The 15246-nt window shown below is 60.1% G+C and carries 13 protein-coding genes; 5 read left to right on the plus strand and 8 right to left on the minus strand.

Annotated elements, in window-relative coordinates:
- Positions 1-49: 49 nt before the first annotated feature.
- Positions 50-1240, plus strand: a complete 1191-nt coding sequence (locus IFT80_RS05250; protein WP_122479267.1) for an osmoprotectant NAGGN system M42 family peptidase — start codon at positions 50-52, stop codon at positions 1238-1240.
- Positions 1241-1352: 112 nt separating this feature from the next.
- Positions 1353-1580, plus strand: a complete 228-nt coding sequence (locus IFT80_RS05255; RefSeq protein ID WP_122479268.1) for a YheU family protein — start codon at positions 1353-1355, stop codon at positions 1578-1580.
- A 3-nt stretch (positions 1581-1583) separates the two neighbouring features.
- On the opposite strand, the gene csrA is transcribed toward IFT80_RS05255, so the two are convergent.
- A complete protein-coding gene (gene csrA / locus IFT80_RS05260) occupies positions 1584-1781 on the minus strand; it encodes a carbon storage regulator CsrA (protein WP_043187251.1) in 198 nt (65 codons plus the stop codon).
- A 218-nt stretch (positions 1782-1999) separates the two neighbouring features.
- Positions 2000-2332 (minus strand): YnfA family protein, encoded by a 333-nt coding sequence (locus IFT80_RS05265; RefSeq protein WP_122479269.1) that lies wholly within the window; start codon positions 2330-2332, stop codon positions 2000-2002.
- A 168-nt stretch (positions 2333-2500) separates the two neighbouring features.
- Between IFT80_RS05265 and IFT80_RS05270 the strand changes: the two genes are divergently transcribed.
- The gene (locus tag IFT80_RS05270) at positions 2501-2659 is read left to right on the plus strand and encodes a DUF3309 family protein (protein ID WP_122479270.1); all 159 of its coding nucleotides are present in this window, start codon (positions 2501-2503) and stop codon (positions 2657-2659) included.
- A 101-nt stretch (positions 2660-2760) separates the two neighbouring features.
- On the opposite strand, the gene IFT80_RS05275 is transcribed toward IFT80_RS05270, so the two are convergent.
- From IFT80_RS05275 to IFT80_RS05295, 5 genes are all read right to left on the minus strand, one after another.
- Entirely contained in the window at positions 2761-4419 is a 1659-nt protein-coding gene (locus IFT80_RS05275) for a cation acetate symporter (protein WP_185793918.1), read from the minus strand.
- A complete protein-coding gene (locus IFT80_RS05280; RefSeq protein ID WP_122479272.1) occupies positions 4416-4727 on the minus strand; it encodes a DUF485 domain-containing protein in 312 nt (103 codons plus the stop codon). The genes IFT80_RS05275 and IFT80_RS05280 overlap by 4 nt, the downstream gene beginning before the upstream one ends.
- A gap of 267 nt (positions 4728-4994) precedes the next feature.
- On the minus strand, positions 4995-5849 hold the full coding sequence (locus IFT80_RS05285) for a glycine betaine ABC transporter substrate-binding protein (protein ID WP_122479273.1): 855 nt from the start codon (positions 5847-5849) through the stop codon (positions 4995-4997).
- A 154-nt stretch (positions 5850-6003) separates the two neighbouring features.
- Positions 6004-6783 carry an ABC transporter permease gene (locus IFT80_RS05290; RefSeq protein WP_122479274.1) on the minus strand — a complete coding sequence of 260 codons (780 nt, stop codon included), beginning with the start codon at positions 6781-6783 and terminating at the stop codon, positions 6004-6006.
- Positions 6780-7712: an ABC transporter ATP-binding protein gene (locus tag IFT80_RS05295; RefSeq protein ID WP_122479275.1), complete on the minus strand. Its 933-nt coding sequence runs from the start codon at positions 7710-7712 to the stop codon at positions 6780-6782. Before IFT80_RS05295 ends, IFT80_RS05290 begins: the two co-directional genes overlap by 4 nt.
- A gap of 383 nt (positions 7713-8095) precedes the next feature.
- Between IFT80_RS05295 and IFT80_RS05300 the strand changes: the two genes are divergently transcribed.
- Together IFT80_RS05300 and IFT80_RS05305 are read left to right on the plus strand one after the other, a co-directional pair.
- Positions 8096-10543 (plus strand): acyl-CoA dehydrogenase, encoded by a 2448-nt coding sequence (locus IFT80_RS05300; protein WP_192136926.1) that lies wholly within the window; start codon positions 8096-8098, stop codon positions 10541-10543.
- A 72-nt stretch (positions 10544-10615) separates the two neighbouring features.
- Positions 10616-11026 carry a PA2817 family protein gene (locus IFT80_RS05305; RefSeq protein ID WP_192136927.1) on the plus strand — a complete coding sequence of 137 codons (411 nt, stop codon included), beginning with the start codon at positions 10616-10618 and terminating at the stop codon, positions 11024-11026.
- Between the two features lie 77 nt (positions 11027-11103).
- On the opposite strand, the gene IFT80_RS05310 is transcribed toward IFT80_RS05305, so the two are convergent.
- A complete protein-coding gene (locus tag IFT80_RS05310) occupies positions 11104-15210 on the minus strand; it encodes a Tc toxin subunit A-related protein (protein ID WP_342214333.1) in 4107 nt (1368 codons plus the stop codon).
- Between the last annotated feature and the right edge of the window lie 36 nt (positions 15211-15246).

Genomic DNA, 15246 nt, shown 5'->3' on the forward strand with positions numbered 1-15246 from the left:
GGATCGTGACGAAGCGGTCCCCATAACCCTATCCACCTCAGGAGTTTCCATGACAGCCAAAATTCCCGAACCGGATATCCAGTACTTGCAGAAAGTGCTGCTGGAAATGCTCGCCATTCCCAGCCCTACCGGGTTCACCGATACCATCGTGCGCTACGTCGCCGAACGTCTCGAAGAGCTGGGCATCCCTTTTGAAATGACACGCCGCGGTACCATTCGCGCGACTCTCAAGGGCAAGCAGAATTCACCGGACCGCGCTGTGTCTGCGCATCTGGACACCATTGGCGCCAGCGTACGGGCGGTGCAGGACAACGGTCGCCTGTCACTGGCGCCGGTAGGCTGCTGGTCGAGCCGCTTTGCCGAAGGCAGCCGTGTGAGCGTTTTCACCGACAGCGGCGTGATCCGCGGCAGCGTGCTGCCCCTGATGGCCTCCGGGCATGCGTTCAATACCGCCGTCGACCAGATGCCAGTGACCTGGGACCATGTCGAGTTGCGCCTGGATGCCTACTGCGCGACGCGTGCCGACTGCGAGTCGCTAGGGGTGAACATCGGCGACTATGTGGCGTTCGATCCACTGCCCGAATTTACCGACAGCGGCCACATCAGTGCCCGCCATCTGGACGACAAGGCAGGTGTTGCCGCGCTGCTGGCATCGCTCAAGGCCATCGTCGAGAGCGACTACGAGCCTCTGATCGATTGCCATCCATTGTTCACCATCACCGAGGAAACCGGCTCTGGCGCAGCGGCGGCTCTGCCGTGGGACGTCAGTGAGTTCGTCGGCATCGACATCGCACCTGTCGCACCCGGCCAGCATTCGAGCGAGCACGCCGTGAGCGTGGCCATGATGGACTCCGGTGGCCCCTACGACTATCACCTGTCGCGGCATCTGTTGCGGCTCGCCGACGAGAACGAACTGCCGGTGCGGCGCGACCTGTTTCGCTATTACTTCAGCGACGCTCATTCGGCCGTCACGGCGGGCCACGATATTCGCACCGCGCTGCTGGCGTTCGGCTGCGACGCAACCCATGGCTATGAACGCACGCACATCGACAGCCTCAGCGCGCTGAGCCGCATTCTTACGGCCTACATGCTGAGCCCACCGGTGTTCGCCAGCGATGCGAAGCCGAACAACGGCTCGCTCGAGCGTTTCAGTCATCAGCTGGAGCACGACGCGCAGATGGAATCGGACACCCGCGTACCTGCGGTCGAAGACGTGCTGGGGCAGAAATCCAGCCATTGATCGGCCCGATCCAACCGGACCACCGCCGCCCCGCCCCTCGCCGCTGCCTGGCTTGGGGCCTCCGGCAGGCGCGGCACTGTTACAATGCCGGCCTACCCTGTGAGCGCCGAACATGCTGATTCCCTACGACCACCTCGAAGCCGACACCCTGACCCGCCTGATCGAAGATTTCGTGACCCGCGACGGAACCGACAACGGCGATGAAACACCTTTGCAGACGCGGGTCGAACGCGTGCGTCATGCACTGGCCAAGAAACAGGCGTTCATCGTTTTCGATCCGGAGAGCCAGCAGTGCACGCTGATGCTCAAGCACGACATAGCGCCCGAGCTGTTCGACTGAGCGTCACACCACCGGCACCTCCTTGGCATGCTTGCCGTGCTTCTCCTGGATTCGCCGATAGACCTCGGCACGGTGCACTTCCACGTCCTTGGGCGCCTGGATGCCGAAGCGCACGGTGTTGCCCCGCACGTCCAGCACCTTGATCCAGACGTCGTCGCCGATCGAGATCAGCTCGCCTACATGTCGCGTCAATACCAGCATGGCTTTGTTCCCTCAAATGAATGCTTCTTGAGGGTGGACCCTGTTTTCGACCATCACAAGGCAAGCAGAGCAATACAGTTTAAGCCTACGAAAGTTAGTAAATTCCCTGTCAGATATTTCGCACTTGCAGCAGGCAAGCCGTCACTTAGTTGTACCGATCCATACACTTCAGGCTTTCTTTGTATGGATATTTACAATCTTGGCCACACTCGCCACTCCTAGCCCTGTTGCAGCTTCGGCCCCCACAGGATGATGCTCGCCCCCAGCACGCACAACGTTGCGCCGAGCCAGTCGAAGGTCTGCGGCCGAACTTTCTCGACCACCGCCAGCCACCCCAGCGAAGCGACGATGTAGATGCCACCGTAGGCTGCATACGCACGGCCGGCATAGGCGGCTTCCACGCGCGTGAGCAACAGCGCGAAACAGGTCAGGCTCAGCACGCCTGCCAATGCCCACAGCGCGCTCTTGCCCATCCGCAGCCACAGGTAGAAGGCATAGCAGCCGGCGATCTCGAAAAGGGCGGCCAGCAAAAACCACGCATAATTGAGCACTCGAACTCTCCAGGGCGAATATCAACCCGCGAGAATACGCCAGCCCAGACCCAGCTCCGAAACATTTTTAAATCTTTGGGACTTTTTACGGCAGGTCACAGTCCGAGCTATTAGGCGGACGAGTGCTACTGGCTCGCTGACGAATCATCTCATTGTCCAAATAAGGAAATCGCCATGGGCACCATACTGATCATCGTTCTGATTCTGCTGTTGATTGGCGGATTGCCAGTATTCCCGCACTCCAGAAGTTGGGGTTATGGCCCGTCGGGTATCATCGGTACTGTACTGGTCATCCTGCTGATCCTGGTATTGCTCGGCAAGATATAATCTTGCCGATGTGCAGCCTGCACCGGGCCGCACAGCAGAAATGAAAAAATCCGATGCCCTCGCAGGCATCGGATTTTTTTGCTTGCAGCGTAGTGCAGGTATCAGTGAGAGACTGCCCCGCTGGAACCCAGACCGGTTTGCGAACGCACGAACTGCGGGTAGAACAGCGCACGCTCTTCGTCAGCGGCTGCCGACTTGTCGGTGATCGAGAAGAACCAGATACCGATGAAGGCGATGGCCATCGAGAACAGTGCTGGGTACTCGTAGGGATAGATCGGTTTGTCGTGATGCAGAATCTGCACCCAGATGGTCGGGCCGAGGATCATCAGCGTCACGGCGCTGATCAAGCCCATCCAGCCACCGATCATGGCGCCGCGAGTGGTCAGGTTCTTCCAATACATCGAGAGCAGCAGGACCGGGAAGTTGCAGCTGGCCGCGATCGAGAACGCCAGGCCCACCATGAAGGCGATGTTCTGGCTTTCGAACGCGATACCCAGGCCGATCGCCAGGACACCGAGACAGACGGTGGTGATCTTGGAAACGCGGATCTCGTCCTTGTCGTTGGTCTTGCCTTTCTTGATGACGCTGGCGTACAGGTCGTGGGACACCGCCGAAGCACCGGCCAGGGTCAGGCCGGCCACCACAGCCAGGATGGTGGCGAAGGCCACGGCCGAGATGAAGCCGAGGAAGATGCTGCCGCCGACCGCATCGGCAAGGTGCACCGCGGCCATGTTGTTACCACCGAGCAAGGCACCGGCTGCGTCCTTGAACGCCGGATTGGTGCTGACCAGCAGAATCGCGCCGAAACCGATGATGAAGGTCAGGATGTAGAAGTAGCCGATGAAGCCCGTTGCGTAGAGCACCGACTTGCGAGCTTCCTTGGCATCGGAAACGGTGAAGAAGCGCATCAGGATGTGCGGCAGGCCAGCCGTACCGAACATCAGCGCCAGGCCCAGCGAGAAGGCCGAGATCGGATCCTTCACCAGCCCACCGGGGCTCATGATGGCTTCACCCTTGGCGTGCACCTTGATGGCTTCGGAGAACAGCACGTTGAAGTCGAAGTTGACGTGTTTCATCACCATCAGGGCCATGAAGGACGCACCGGACAGCAGCAATACCGCCTTGATGATCTGTACCCAGGTGGTCGCCAGCATGCCGCCGAACAGCACGTACAGGCACATCAGGATACCCACCAGAACCACGGCCACGGCGTAGTCGAGGCCGAACAGCAGCTGGATCAGCTTGCCGGCACCTACCATCTGCGCGATCAGGTAGAACGCCACCACCACCAGCGAACCACAGGCCGACAGGGTACGGATTTCTTTCTGCTTCAGGCGATAGGACGCCACGTCGGCAAAAGTGTACTTGCCCAGGTTGCGCAGACGCTCGGCGATCAGGAACAGGATGATCGGCCAGCCCACCAGGAAGCCGATGGAGTAGATCAGGCCATCGTAGCCGGAGGTGAACACCAGCGCGGAAATCCCCAGGAAGGACGCCGCCGACATGTAGTCGCCGGCAATTGCCAGGCCGTTCTGGAAACCGGTGATCTTGCCGCCGGCGGCGTAGTAGTCCGCGGCTGACTTGTTGCGCTTGGAGGCCCAATAGGTGATGCACAGGGTGGCACCGACGAACAGCACGAACATGATGATCGCCGCCACGTTGAGCGGCTGCTTCTGCACCGCGCCGGTCAGTGCATCGGCCGCCATCACGCTTGGAGCCAGGGCGAATGCGCCCATTGTTGCCAATAGACGCCGCATCATTGCTTGGCCTCCTGCAGGATCAGGCGATTCAGGTCATCGAACTCGCCATTGGCGCGCTTGACATAGATACCGGTCAACACGAAGGCGGAGAGAATCAGGCCGACACCGATAGGAATGCCCCAGGTGATCGACGATTCAGGACTGATCTTCGCGCCCAGGATGTGCGGGCCGTAGGCAATCAAGAGGATGAAGGCCGAATACAGTCCAAGCATGATTGCTGAAAGTATCCAGGCGAACTTCTCTCTTTTTCTCACCAGCTCCTTGAAGCGTGGGCTGTTTTGAATCGAGAGGTAAATGCTGTCGTTCATTGTTTTTGTCCTCGCAGCATAGATGGATAGAACGTATTCCACTTTAGGCTGCTCTGGAGCGCACTCCAGACGACCTTAGTAGTAGATCGGGGCCTGGAAATGAAAAAAGGTCGCCCATGGGCGACCTTTTCACAATTCGACGTAGGAGCGGTCCGTGGCCGCGAATGGTGCAGTGCTGTATCTGGTGCTCCGCGGTGCCTGATTCGCGGCCGATGACCGCTCCTACGGGCGGCCCGCGTGCAAGGCAGCCCGTTTGGGGTCACTTGGTTACTTGGCGGTCCACTCGGCGACGCGGTCAGGGTGCTTGTCGACCCAGGCCTTGGCGGCGGCATCAGGCTTGGCACCGTCCTGGATGGCCAGCATGACTTCACCGATCTCGTCCTTGGACGACCACTGGAACTTCTTCAGGAAGGCAGCCACTTCCGGTGCTTTCTTGTCCAGGCCCTTGCTGCCGATGCTGTTGACGGTTTCCGCAGCGCCGTACACGCCTTTAGGGTCTTCCAGGAAGCGCAGTTTCCACTTGGCGAACATCCAGTGCGGCACCCAACCGGTCACGGCAATGGATTCGTTGGCCTTCTCGGCACGGGTCAGCTCCGAAATCATGCCGGCGCCGGAGCTGGACTGAAGCTTGTAGGTGGACAGGCCGTAGTCCTTGATCGCCTGATCGGTCTTGAGCATCACACCCGAGCCCGCGTCGATGCCCACGATGCGATTCTTGAAGGTCTCGTCGGTCTTGAGGTCGTCGATGGTCTTGGCCTTGACGTATTCAGGCACGATCAGGCCGATCTTGGCGTCCTTGAAGTTGGGGCCGTAGTCGACCACCTTGTCCTTGTTCTTGGCCCAGTACTCGCCGTGGGTCACCGGCAGCCAGGCAGAAAGCATCGCGTCGAGTTTGCCGGTGGCCACGCCCTGCCACATGATCCCGGTGGCCACTGCCTGCAGCTTCACGTCATAGCCCAGCTTCTGCTTGATGACCTCGGCGGCGACATGGGTGGTGGCAACGCTGTCCGACCATCCGTCGACGTAGCCGATGGTGACTTCCTTGGCGGCAGCGCTGGCCCAGCTACATCCCATGGCCAGAACCAGAGCAGCACTGGCTCCGAGAACTTTCTTCATGTTCATTCTGCTTCCCCGATAAGGCTGCGCGCGACGAATGCCGCACGGCATATGTTGGCGTCCTGATCATCGACTTCGCGCGCCGATGATCATGCTCCACCTACGACCTTGAACCGTCGAGAAACGACATGGCCGGGCCTTGCGGTCCGGCCGGGGGAACTCAGCTGCGCATGCCGCGACCACTGACCAGCAACTTCACGCAGGCGAAGTACAGCACCACCGTGGCCACCAGCATGAATGCCACCGCTACGCCGATGCTGATGTCCGAGACGCCGAGGATGCCGTAGCGGAAGGCGTTGACCATGTGCAGCACCGGATTGGCCAGGGACACGGTCTGCCAGAACGGCGGCAGCAGGCTGATCGAATAGAACACCCCACCCAGGTAGGTCAAGGGTGTGAGGACGAAGGTCGGCACGATGGAGATGTCGTCGAAGTTGCGCGCGAACACCGCGTTGACGAAGCCCAGCATGGAAAAGATCGTGGCGGTCAGCAGCACCACCAGCACGGTGATGCCCAGGTGATGCACCTGCAGATCGGTGAAGAACAACGACAGTGCGGTGACGATGATCCCGACCATCAAGCCGCGCAACACCCCACCCGCGACATAGCCGATCAGAATGGTGTGCGGCGACAGTGGCGAAACCATCAGCTCTTCGATGGAGCGCTGGAACTTGGCGCCGAAGAAACTCGAGACCACGTTGCCGTAGGAGTTGGTGATCACCGACATCATGATCAGCCCCGGCACGATGTACTCCATATAGCTGAAGCCACCCATGCCACCAATCTGCTTGCCGATCAGGTTACCGAAGATGACGAAGTACAGCACCATGGTGATGGCTGGCGGCAGCAGGGTCTGCGGCCAGATCCGCGTGAAGCGCCGCACTTCGCGGTAGACAATGGTGTTGAGAGCGACCACATTGGCCTGGAATTCGGAACTCATACCGCAACCTTCCTCAGATTCTTCTCCACCAGAGACACGAACAACTCCTCCAGGCGATTGGTCTTGTTGCGCAGGCTCAACACCGGAATGTTCAACAGCGCCAGCTGGCCGAACAGCGAGGTGATGCCGATCTCCTTGTCGACCTGCACTTCCAGCGTCTGCGGATTGACCAGCGTGCAGGGGTAGCCTTGCAGCTGCGGCGCCGCGTTGAGCGGCTGGCCCAGATCGAGCAGAAAGGTCTCCACGTGCAGGGTGCCGAGCAGTTCACGCATGCTGGTGTTCTGGACGATGGTGCCGTGGTCAATGATGCCGATGTTGCGGCACAGCTGCTCGGCCTCTTCCAGGTAATGGGTGGTGAGGATGATGGTGATGCCTTTTTCGTTCAGCTCGGTGAGGAAGCCCCACATCGAACGCCGCAGTTCGATGTCGACGCCGGCGGTGGGTTCATCGAGAATCAGCAGGCGCGGCTCGTGGATCAGCGCCCGTGCGATCATCAAGCGCCGCTTCATGCCGCCCGACAGCGACCGCGACGGCGTATCGCGCTTGTCCCACAGCCCCAGCTGGGTCAGGTACTGTTCGGCACGCTGCTTGGCGACCTTGGCCGGAATCCCGTAGTAGCCGGCCTGGGTCACGACGATGTCGAAGGTCTTCTCGAACTGGTTGAAGTTGAACTCCTGAGGCACCACGCCAATGCTGCGCTTGAGCGCTGCCGGCTGGCGGTCCAGGTCGTTGCCGAAGATGTTGACCGTGCCGCTGGTCTTGTTGACCAGGGTGGAAAGAATACCGATGGTGGTCGATTTGCCTGCGCCGTTGGGGCCCAGCAGTGCGAAGAAGTCGCCTTCCGCTACGTCGAGGTCGATGCCGCTGAGGGCCTGAAACCCGTTGCCGTAGGTCTTGGTCAACTGTCGAATGGACAGAGCAGAACTCATAAGGGGTCTATACGCCGTGTTGAGAGTGGTGATGAAGTAAGGGCGACTGCGATGATTTGCAACCAGATGTGTAACAGCTGACTCCATGATGGGCGCGGTGACCGCCCCCGTAAAGTGACTGTTGTCGATAGTGCACATCAGTCCCACGCGTGCCGCGAGCGCCCATGCAGATAGGGCCACAGCGGCCAGCGAACGTTCCGGGCAACTACCTGCGGCCTTCTGCGCCGCGAACTCCCCTACCCTGCAACGGTCACTATCCAGGCAAGTACCGGATCTGTCCCACACGAAGCTTACGTGCCTGGCCACCGTTTTCCCGTCTGCCGCCCCGTGTCGACGGCAACTGCAGGTGGTTCGTCCCGCCTGGCTTACACGGAGAAAACACTATGTTGTTGTTGTGGATCGTCGCCCTCGTGGTCGGCATCGCCTGGCTGGCTCATCGGCGCATTGCCGCCCTGCCCGCCATGGGTATCGTCGCCGTGTTTCTGGTGATCATGGGCGCGGCCAGTCACGCGCCTGGATGGTTGCTGACGCTGCTCTGGCTGTTGCTGATTGCCAGCGCGCTGCCATTGCTGCTGCCAGAGCTGCGCCGCAAGCATTTCAGCGCCCCGTTGTTTCGCTGGTTCAAGAAGACCCTGCCGCCGATGTCCGACACCGAGCGCGATGCGATCGACGCCGGCACGGTCTGGTGGGATGGCGAACTGTTCAGCGGCCGGCCCGACTGGAACATCTTGCTGGCCTACCCCAAGGTGCAGTTGAGCGCAGAAGAACAGGCGTTCATCGATGGCCCGACCGAGGAGCTCTGCGCCATGGTCAGCGACTGGCAGATCGGTCAGGACATGGACCTGCCGCCGGCCGCCTGGACCCACATCAAAGAGCATGGCTTTTTCGCCCTGATCATTCCAAAGGAATATGGCGGCAAGGGCTTTTCGGCCTACGCCCACTCCCAAGTGGCGATGAAGCTGGCCACTCGCAGTGGCGACCTCGCGTCTACCGTCATGGTGCCGAACTCGCTCGGCCCCGCTGAACTGCTGCTGCACTACGGCACCGACGAGCAGCGCAATCACTACCTGCCTCGCCTGGCACGCGGCGACGACATCCCCTGCTTCGCGCTCACCGGCCCCCTGGCAGGCTCGGATGCGGGCGCGATGCCCGACGTCGGTGTCATCTGCAAAGGCCAGTGGCAAGGTGAGGAAGTCATCGGCATCCGCCTGACCTGGGAAAAGCGCTACATCACCCTGGGTCCGATCGCCACCCTGCTTGGCCTGGCCTTCAAGGCCCACGACCCCGAGCACTTGCTGGGCGACAAGGAAAACCTGGGCATCAGCCTGGCGCTGATTCCGACCGACACACCGGGTGTGGAAATCGGTCGTCGCCACTTGCCACTCGGCGCTGCTTTCATGAACGGGCCGAATTCGGGCAAGGACGTGTTCATCCCCCTCGACTACCTCATCGGCGGCCAGCCGATGCTGGGCAAGGGCTGGATGATGCTGATGAATTGCCTGTCGGTGGGTCGTTCGATCTCCTTGCCGGCAGTTGGCACCGGTGCCGCCAAGTACACCAGCCTGGTCACAGGCCAATACGCGCAGATTCGCGAGCAGTTCAACGTCCCGCTGGCGGCCTTCGAAGGGATCCAGGAATCTCTCGCCAGGATTGGTGGCAACGTCTGGCTGATGGACAGCGCCCGCATGCTGACCGCCAATGCGGTAGACCTGGGGGAGAAACCCTCGGTGCTTTCGGCCATTCTCAAGTACCACCTGACCGAACGCGGCCGCGATTGCATCACCCACGCCATGGATGTCCACGGTGGCAAGGGCATCATCATGGGCCCCAACAACTACCTGGGTCGCAACTGGCAGGGCGCACCGATCTTCATCACCGTGGAGGGCGCGAACATTCTGTCGCGCAACCTGATGATCTTCGGCCAGGGTGCCATCCGCTGCCACCCGTTCGTGCTCAAGGAAATGGCCCTGGCTGGCCGCGAAGACCAGGATCAGGCACTGCTGGAGTTCGACGCGCTGCTGCTCAAGCACATCGGCTTCGCCGTCGGTAACGCGGCCAGTACCTTTGTCTTGAACCTGGGCCTGGGCCACTTCGAACAGGCGCCGGGTGACCGTCTTGCCCAAGGCTATTTCCGCGCCCTGAACCGGCAGGCAGCTGCCTTTGCCCTGCTGGCGGACCTGAGCATGATGCTGCTCGGTGGCGAGCTCAAGCGTCGCGAGCGGCTGTCGGCGCGTCTGGGCGATGTGCTCAGCTACCTGTACCTGAGTTCTGCAGCGCTCAAGCGCTATCACGACCAGAACTCGCCCGAGCATCTGCGGCCGCTGTTGTGCTGGGCCATGGAAGAAAGCCTGGGCCAGGCCGAGCACGCGCTGGATGCCATCTTGAAAAACTTCCCCAACAAGGCGCTCGGGTATCTGCTGCGTGGCGTAGTCTTCCCGTTCGGTCGGCGACACACCGGGCCTTCCGACAAGCTGGAAGCCGAAGTGGCGGCCATCACCGGTCGCCACAAAGGCGACCCGGCGCTGGAAGAACTGCTGGCCGGCTGCTACCGCCCACAGGGCGCGGACGATCCGGTCGGCGCGCTGCAAGTGGCGTTCGACCTGCTGCGCGACAGCCAGCCGCTGCACAGGAAACTGCAACAGGCCTACAAGGCGCGGCAATTCAGCGCTACACCCGGCCAGTCGCTGATCGATGCAGCCCTGCACGCCGGCGTGCTGCAACCCGCCGAGGCGCAGACCCTGCACCAGGCAGAAGCTGCGCGGCGCAAGGTGATCGACGTCGACGACTTCAGCAAGGGAGAGCTGCTGCCCACTGCAGACAAGGTCCGCTGAGGATCTGCGAAAAGACAGCCGGCGCGTGGAGCTTTATACTCCCGCGCCCGTTTCGCTCAAGAGGACCCCACCATGGCCATTAACCATCTCGAATACCACCTTGTCCTGCTCGACCATCTGCGCAGCATCCTCGTGGCTCTGGGCGAGGCGGAGCAGGTCCCTGAGGAAAGCCACGCGCTGTTTCTCGAGCGCTTCGATGAGCTGCGCGCGCAACTGCCGGTCGACCCGGTGGAAAGCCAGTACCTGGGCCAGGACATCATGTGCCAGGTGATCACCCGCTACCCGCAGATTGCCCACCTGGTGCCGCGCGACCTGCTGTGGTTCTTCGCCGGCGACTGCCTGCACTACATGCCCGACGAAGAAATCGCGCTGTACCAAGCGCTTGAAGAGCGCCGTTTCGAAGCCGAGGAGAATGACGAACCGTTCGACTGGAATCAGGAGAAGCAGCTGATGGCGATGTCGGGGCAGGAAGCTCGCCACTGACTGGACGCCGGATGCATAACGACAAAGGGGTCGCTCATCGAGCGACCCCTTTGTCGTTTCAGCCAGGTGGGATCAGATCACATCTGATCCAGCAGACCCTCCACTTGACTGGCGAACCCTGGCCCACCATCCACTGCGGTGTAGCGCAGGTTGACGATGATGTCAGTCAAGGTATCGAGCATTGCGCTTTGAGGCGCACGATCGTGGCGAGGGAATTTCAATTGCCAGCTGGAAACCGCGCCAGTTCCCTCGAACGGCAGGTAGCGCTCGTCGTTGAAGTCGAGCATGAACAGGCCGTGATCGTCCATGCCAGAGGACAGGGCGATGCTTTGGCTGGCACGGGGGTTGAACAGGATATGCTGGGTGTTCGCATCCGGCAGGCCGTACAGCGAATTCATCGCCCGCAGGTCGGCCTTGGTCACGGTTTTGCTGGACACTTGGGTCAACACGCCATGGATCTGCTGATAGGGCCCGACCACAACCGGCAGTGATACCGAGACGCTGACCAACTGCCGCAGGTAATGCCCCGGGTAATCGCCGTCGAACAACGAGCAGTGAAGGTCGAACGTCAGTTCCCCGCGCTCCTTGAGCTGGGTCAGCGCCATCTCCCAGCGCTCTTCGCTGCCTATCTTCTCGAACAGAGACTTGAGGGAAACGGTCTTGGTCAGTTCCAGACGCCGTTCATTGCGTTTCAGGTAGGCCGCCTCCATGCGCAGCAGTTGCAGCTTCAGCGCGTCGCCGGCGGTGAGGCCGAAGTAGTTTTCGAACCACACGTTGGGCTGGATGAATCGAGTCTGGAAATCACCCAGCTCATACTGCCAGCAGGCTTCCAGATTCAGGCTCAACGCGACAACCGCATCGTACGCCTGGAAGTAAAAGGTCGACAGCTGACTGAGCAGCCATTGGTACAGGCCGGCATTGGTGCTGCGGGTTTTCAGAAATGCATAGTAGTCCTGCGACTGCTGTTCGCTGCGTACGGCATGGGCTAGTTGCTCACGAGCGGATTCTATCTGCAGCTTCTGGGCATTGATCTGCTTGTCCACCGCCGACAGCTCGGCCGACGCCTGGTCGCGCTGAAACTCCCACTCGACCAGGCGACGCCGGTATTGCTCGTTGATGGAAAGCATCTCGCCATTGATACGCATGGAATCGGCTGCCATTCCGGCAACCACGGCCACAGCCTGGACGGCCGAACCGGCACGGGTGTGTCCACCGCCCACAGCCGTTACGATCACCGAGCCCATATTCACCGCGCCGGCGACACGTTCCAGGGCCTGAGTGCCTGCGCTGGCGATGGCGGACTTCAAGTTCAGGTCCTTGGCCCGCTCCTCTGCCGACGAAACGTTCTCTTCGGCCAGCTTTGAGTAGTAGTCGAAGCGCTGCTTGATGACCTGGCGACTGCTGGTCAATGCCACCAGACCTGCGTCAGCTTGGTCGATCGCCAATTCCTGCAGCTTGATCCCGAACTGCGACAGCTCCAGGACGTGGGACTGTTGCAGTTCTTCCTGCTCGGCACGATCCTTGAGCTCACGGTAAGTGCGTACCTGCTCGCCGAAACGAATCAGGGTCTCCACCGCATTCTGCACCCGCGGCAGCAGCGCGCGGAAGCGATACGGCGGAATCGGCGCCATGCCACCGACACTGCGCTGTACCAGCCCACTGGCGCTGTTCTGCGCGCGCAGCAGCATTTTCGGGTCCACCGGCGGAGCATAGAGCGGCAACAGCAGCGGCTTGCCGTCGATGGTCAGATTGTTGCGCAGGTTCTCGAGTCGCCGCGCAATGTCGTCCCAGATATCCAGCAGCTGGGTGTTGACCGGCAGGCGGAAACGTTCGGAGTCGAGCAGTTCGAACCACGGCCGATCCTCGCCCTGTATGGCGGGTAGCGAGCGTGCGCTCAGTGGATGTTCGTAGCGTGCGAACGTTTGCCCGTTCATTTCAGCAGCCACGCCCAGGCTGACAGGTTCCCAGCGACCGACCATCCGGTTGTCCGGTTTGTTACCCATCAACGAGAGCGCACGCACGTACATCAGCTTCGCCTCGTTCAAACTGTCGCGGGTCAGGCGACGGTACAGGGAATCGCCATAGGCCATGAGGTTGCGCACATACAAGGTAAAGATCGCCTTGCGGTAGTGCTCTGGATGTGAATAGCAGATCGCGTCGGGATCGGTGATACCGACCACTTCATAGTCACCACTGCTGGCCTCCTCTAGAGGGCGCACCGACCAGTACAAGGGGCTGGGCGGCTGGGTGGGCTTGATCTTGGCTTGCGGGTTGAAGATGTAGTGGAGCCACTCTTCGGCACCGAAGAAATCGAACTCGTTGTGCAGACGTTGGGCGACCGCATGGGGCACATGGAAAAACAGCTCCCAGAAATATCGTCCGTTGGCGCCATGGAAGTCCATGTAGCTCACCGCAGTGCTACCCGGAAGCGGCGGTTCCTGCATATGCTGGGTGGACCAGTTGAGTACGGCATCTACCGACACGTTTGCCTTGGCAACCAGGTCTCGGGCAAACAGCGTATTGAGGCGGACGTATTGCAGTCCAGTCAGCCGCAGCGCGGTCAAGTCGAGAAACTGCCCTCCAGTCGCCTCGTGACGCAGTTTGGGACGAGCCTCGGGCAAGGCATTGAGCGTGACCACATAATGATCCCGCGAAGGTGTGCTCGCCACGTCGCCAAAGCTGATGTCGATCGTGGACGGAATGTCCCCAGGTTGTGCGCCAAACACAAACATGACATCCGGCGTCCAGGCATTGCCGTTCAGGGCGATGTCGCGGAACTCTGCCCCCGCCTTTTGCACCCCGCTGACATAACAGCTCAAAATTAAATGGGCGTTATGCGGGCGTTCTGTCGTGGCGTTGATGAAGGCTTTAGTGACTTGACCACGAACGCGCAGGCAGTAGCGCCCTTGTTTATCGATGCAGAACCACGTCACCAACCGCATCCACCCACTCAAAGCGCCAACTTTATGATAAGCCTCTTCATAGCCTTGAGTCACTGCAGGGTGGGTCCAGCGGTCGCTGGCCAGCGGATGTTGCAACGAATTATCTGCGTTGGAGAAATGCTGCAAGGCATTGAGCATTTTTCCCAGATAACCGCTGACGCCAGTGTGGTTCACGACATCGTGAAACAGCACATTGAACCGCGCATCGAAAATCAATCCTTCATAATCAGGCTGGTCTGCATCGGTCACGCCATATGCAAAGACAATTTTCTTGTCGTCTGGATCGGCCTCGCTGACAAAGGCCACGAAATAGTCGGCGTCTGGATCGTATTTACGCTTATCCATGAGCACCGTGACCATGGCTGGCGACCAACTGCCATCAATCATTTGGTAGGCAACGTTCAGACTGTAACTTGGCACGGACTCGTGGGTACCTACCACGTCGTCGCCGTCGGGGCGTTCGCGCATCTTTTCTTGCTGGCTGATCCACGCGACATACAAACGACCGTCCAGTAGTAGCGGCCTGATGTGCAGGATCTCGCTTCCCGAAGGGATGTTTACCGGCAACCACTCGCTCCAGGCAGTGGGGCTCAGGTAATCGTCACCTTCGGCCTGGCCGGTGGCCTCGCCAAAACGTACCTGGGCCTTGCGCCAGAAATACTGATAGGGCTCGACGTTCTGCCGCCCCAGAAAGTAGTAATCGGCATTACGAAAGTCCACGCCATCAATATAGCCGGCCACCACGTTCAGATTGCTCAAGTGTTCGAACTTGTTCAAGTAGTGCCGCAATGCGTGCTGCACGGAATCTTTGGACGGACGACTCTGATTGATGTCGTTGGTTAATTCCGTGAATGCCTGCGTCTGATTGAGACGTAGTGTGGGTTCGATGTAGTTCTCGGGGTAATCCTGCAACATCTGATTACCCGCCCAGATAGCGTACTCACTCTTGCTTTCGCGCCAGAGTTGCTGCGCCTGCTTGTCGAAAATTCCACGATAGCCAGGCTCCATCCCATTGTAGATGGCATGAATGTATTGCTGAAGACTGGCCATGCCCATGGCGATACGGCTGGTATCGACAGGGGCATTGACCTGGTTGTCGATAAGCAGGTATTCGTACAAGTCCTCAGGGGTTTCCAGACGGCGAGCGCCGGGCACGGGGTGTTCCGGAACTATTTGGCCTAGGTAATAGGCGACCAGTGCGTCGCGGTGTGCGGAAAATAGAGCAGCAGTGAACTCGGTCACGATAATATCTCGATAATAAGGGCAATACAATTGATC

Origin of the sequence: Pseudomonas sp. CFBP 8771, from assembly GCF_014841695.1 — a bacterium.
Taxonomy (GTDB): domain Bacteria; phylum Pseudomonadota; class Gammaproteobacteria; order Pseudomonadales; family Pseudomonadaceae; genus Aquipseudomonas; species Aquipseudomonas baltica.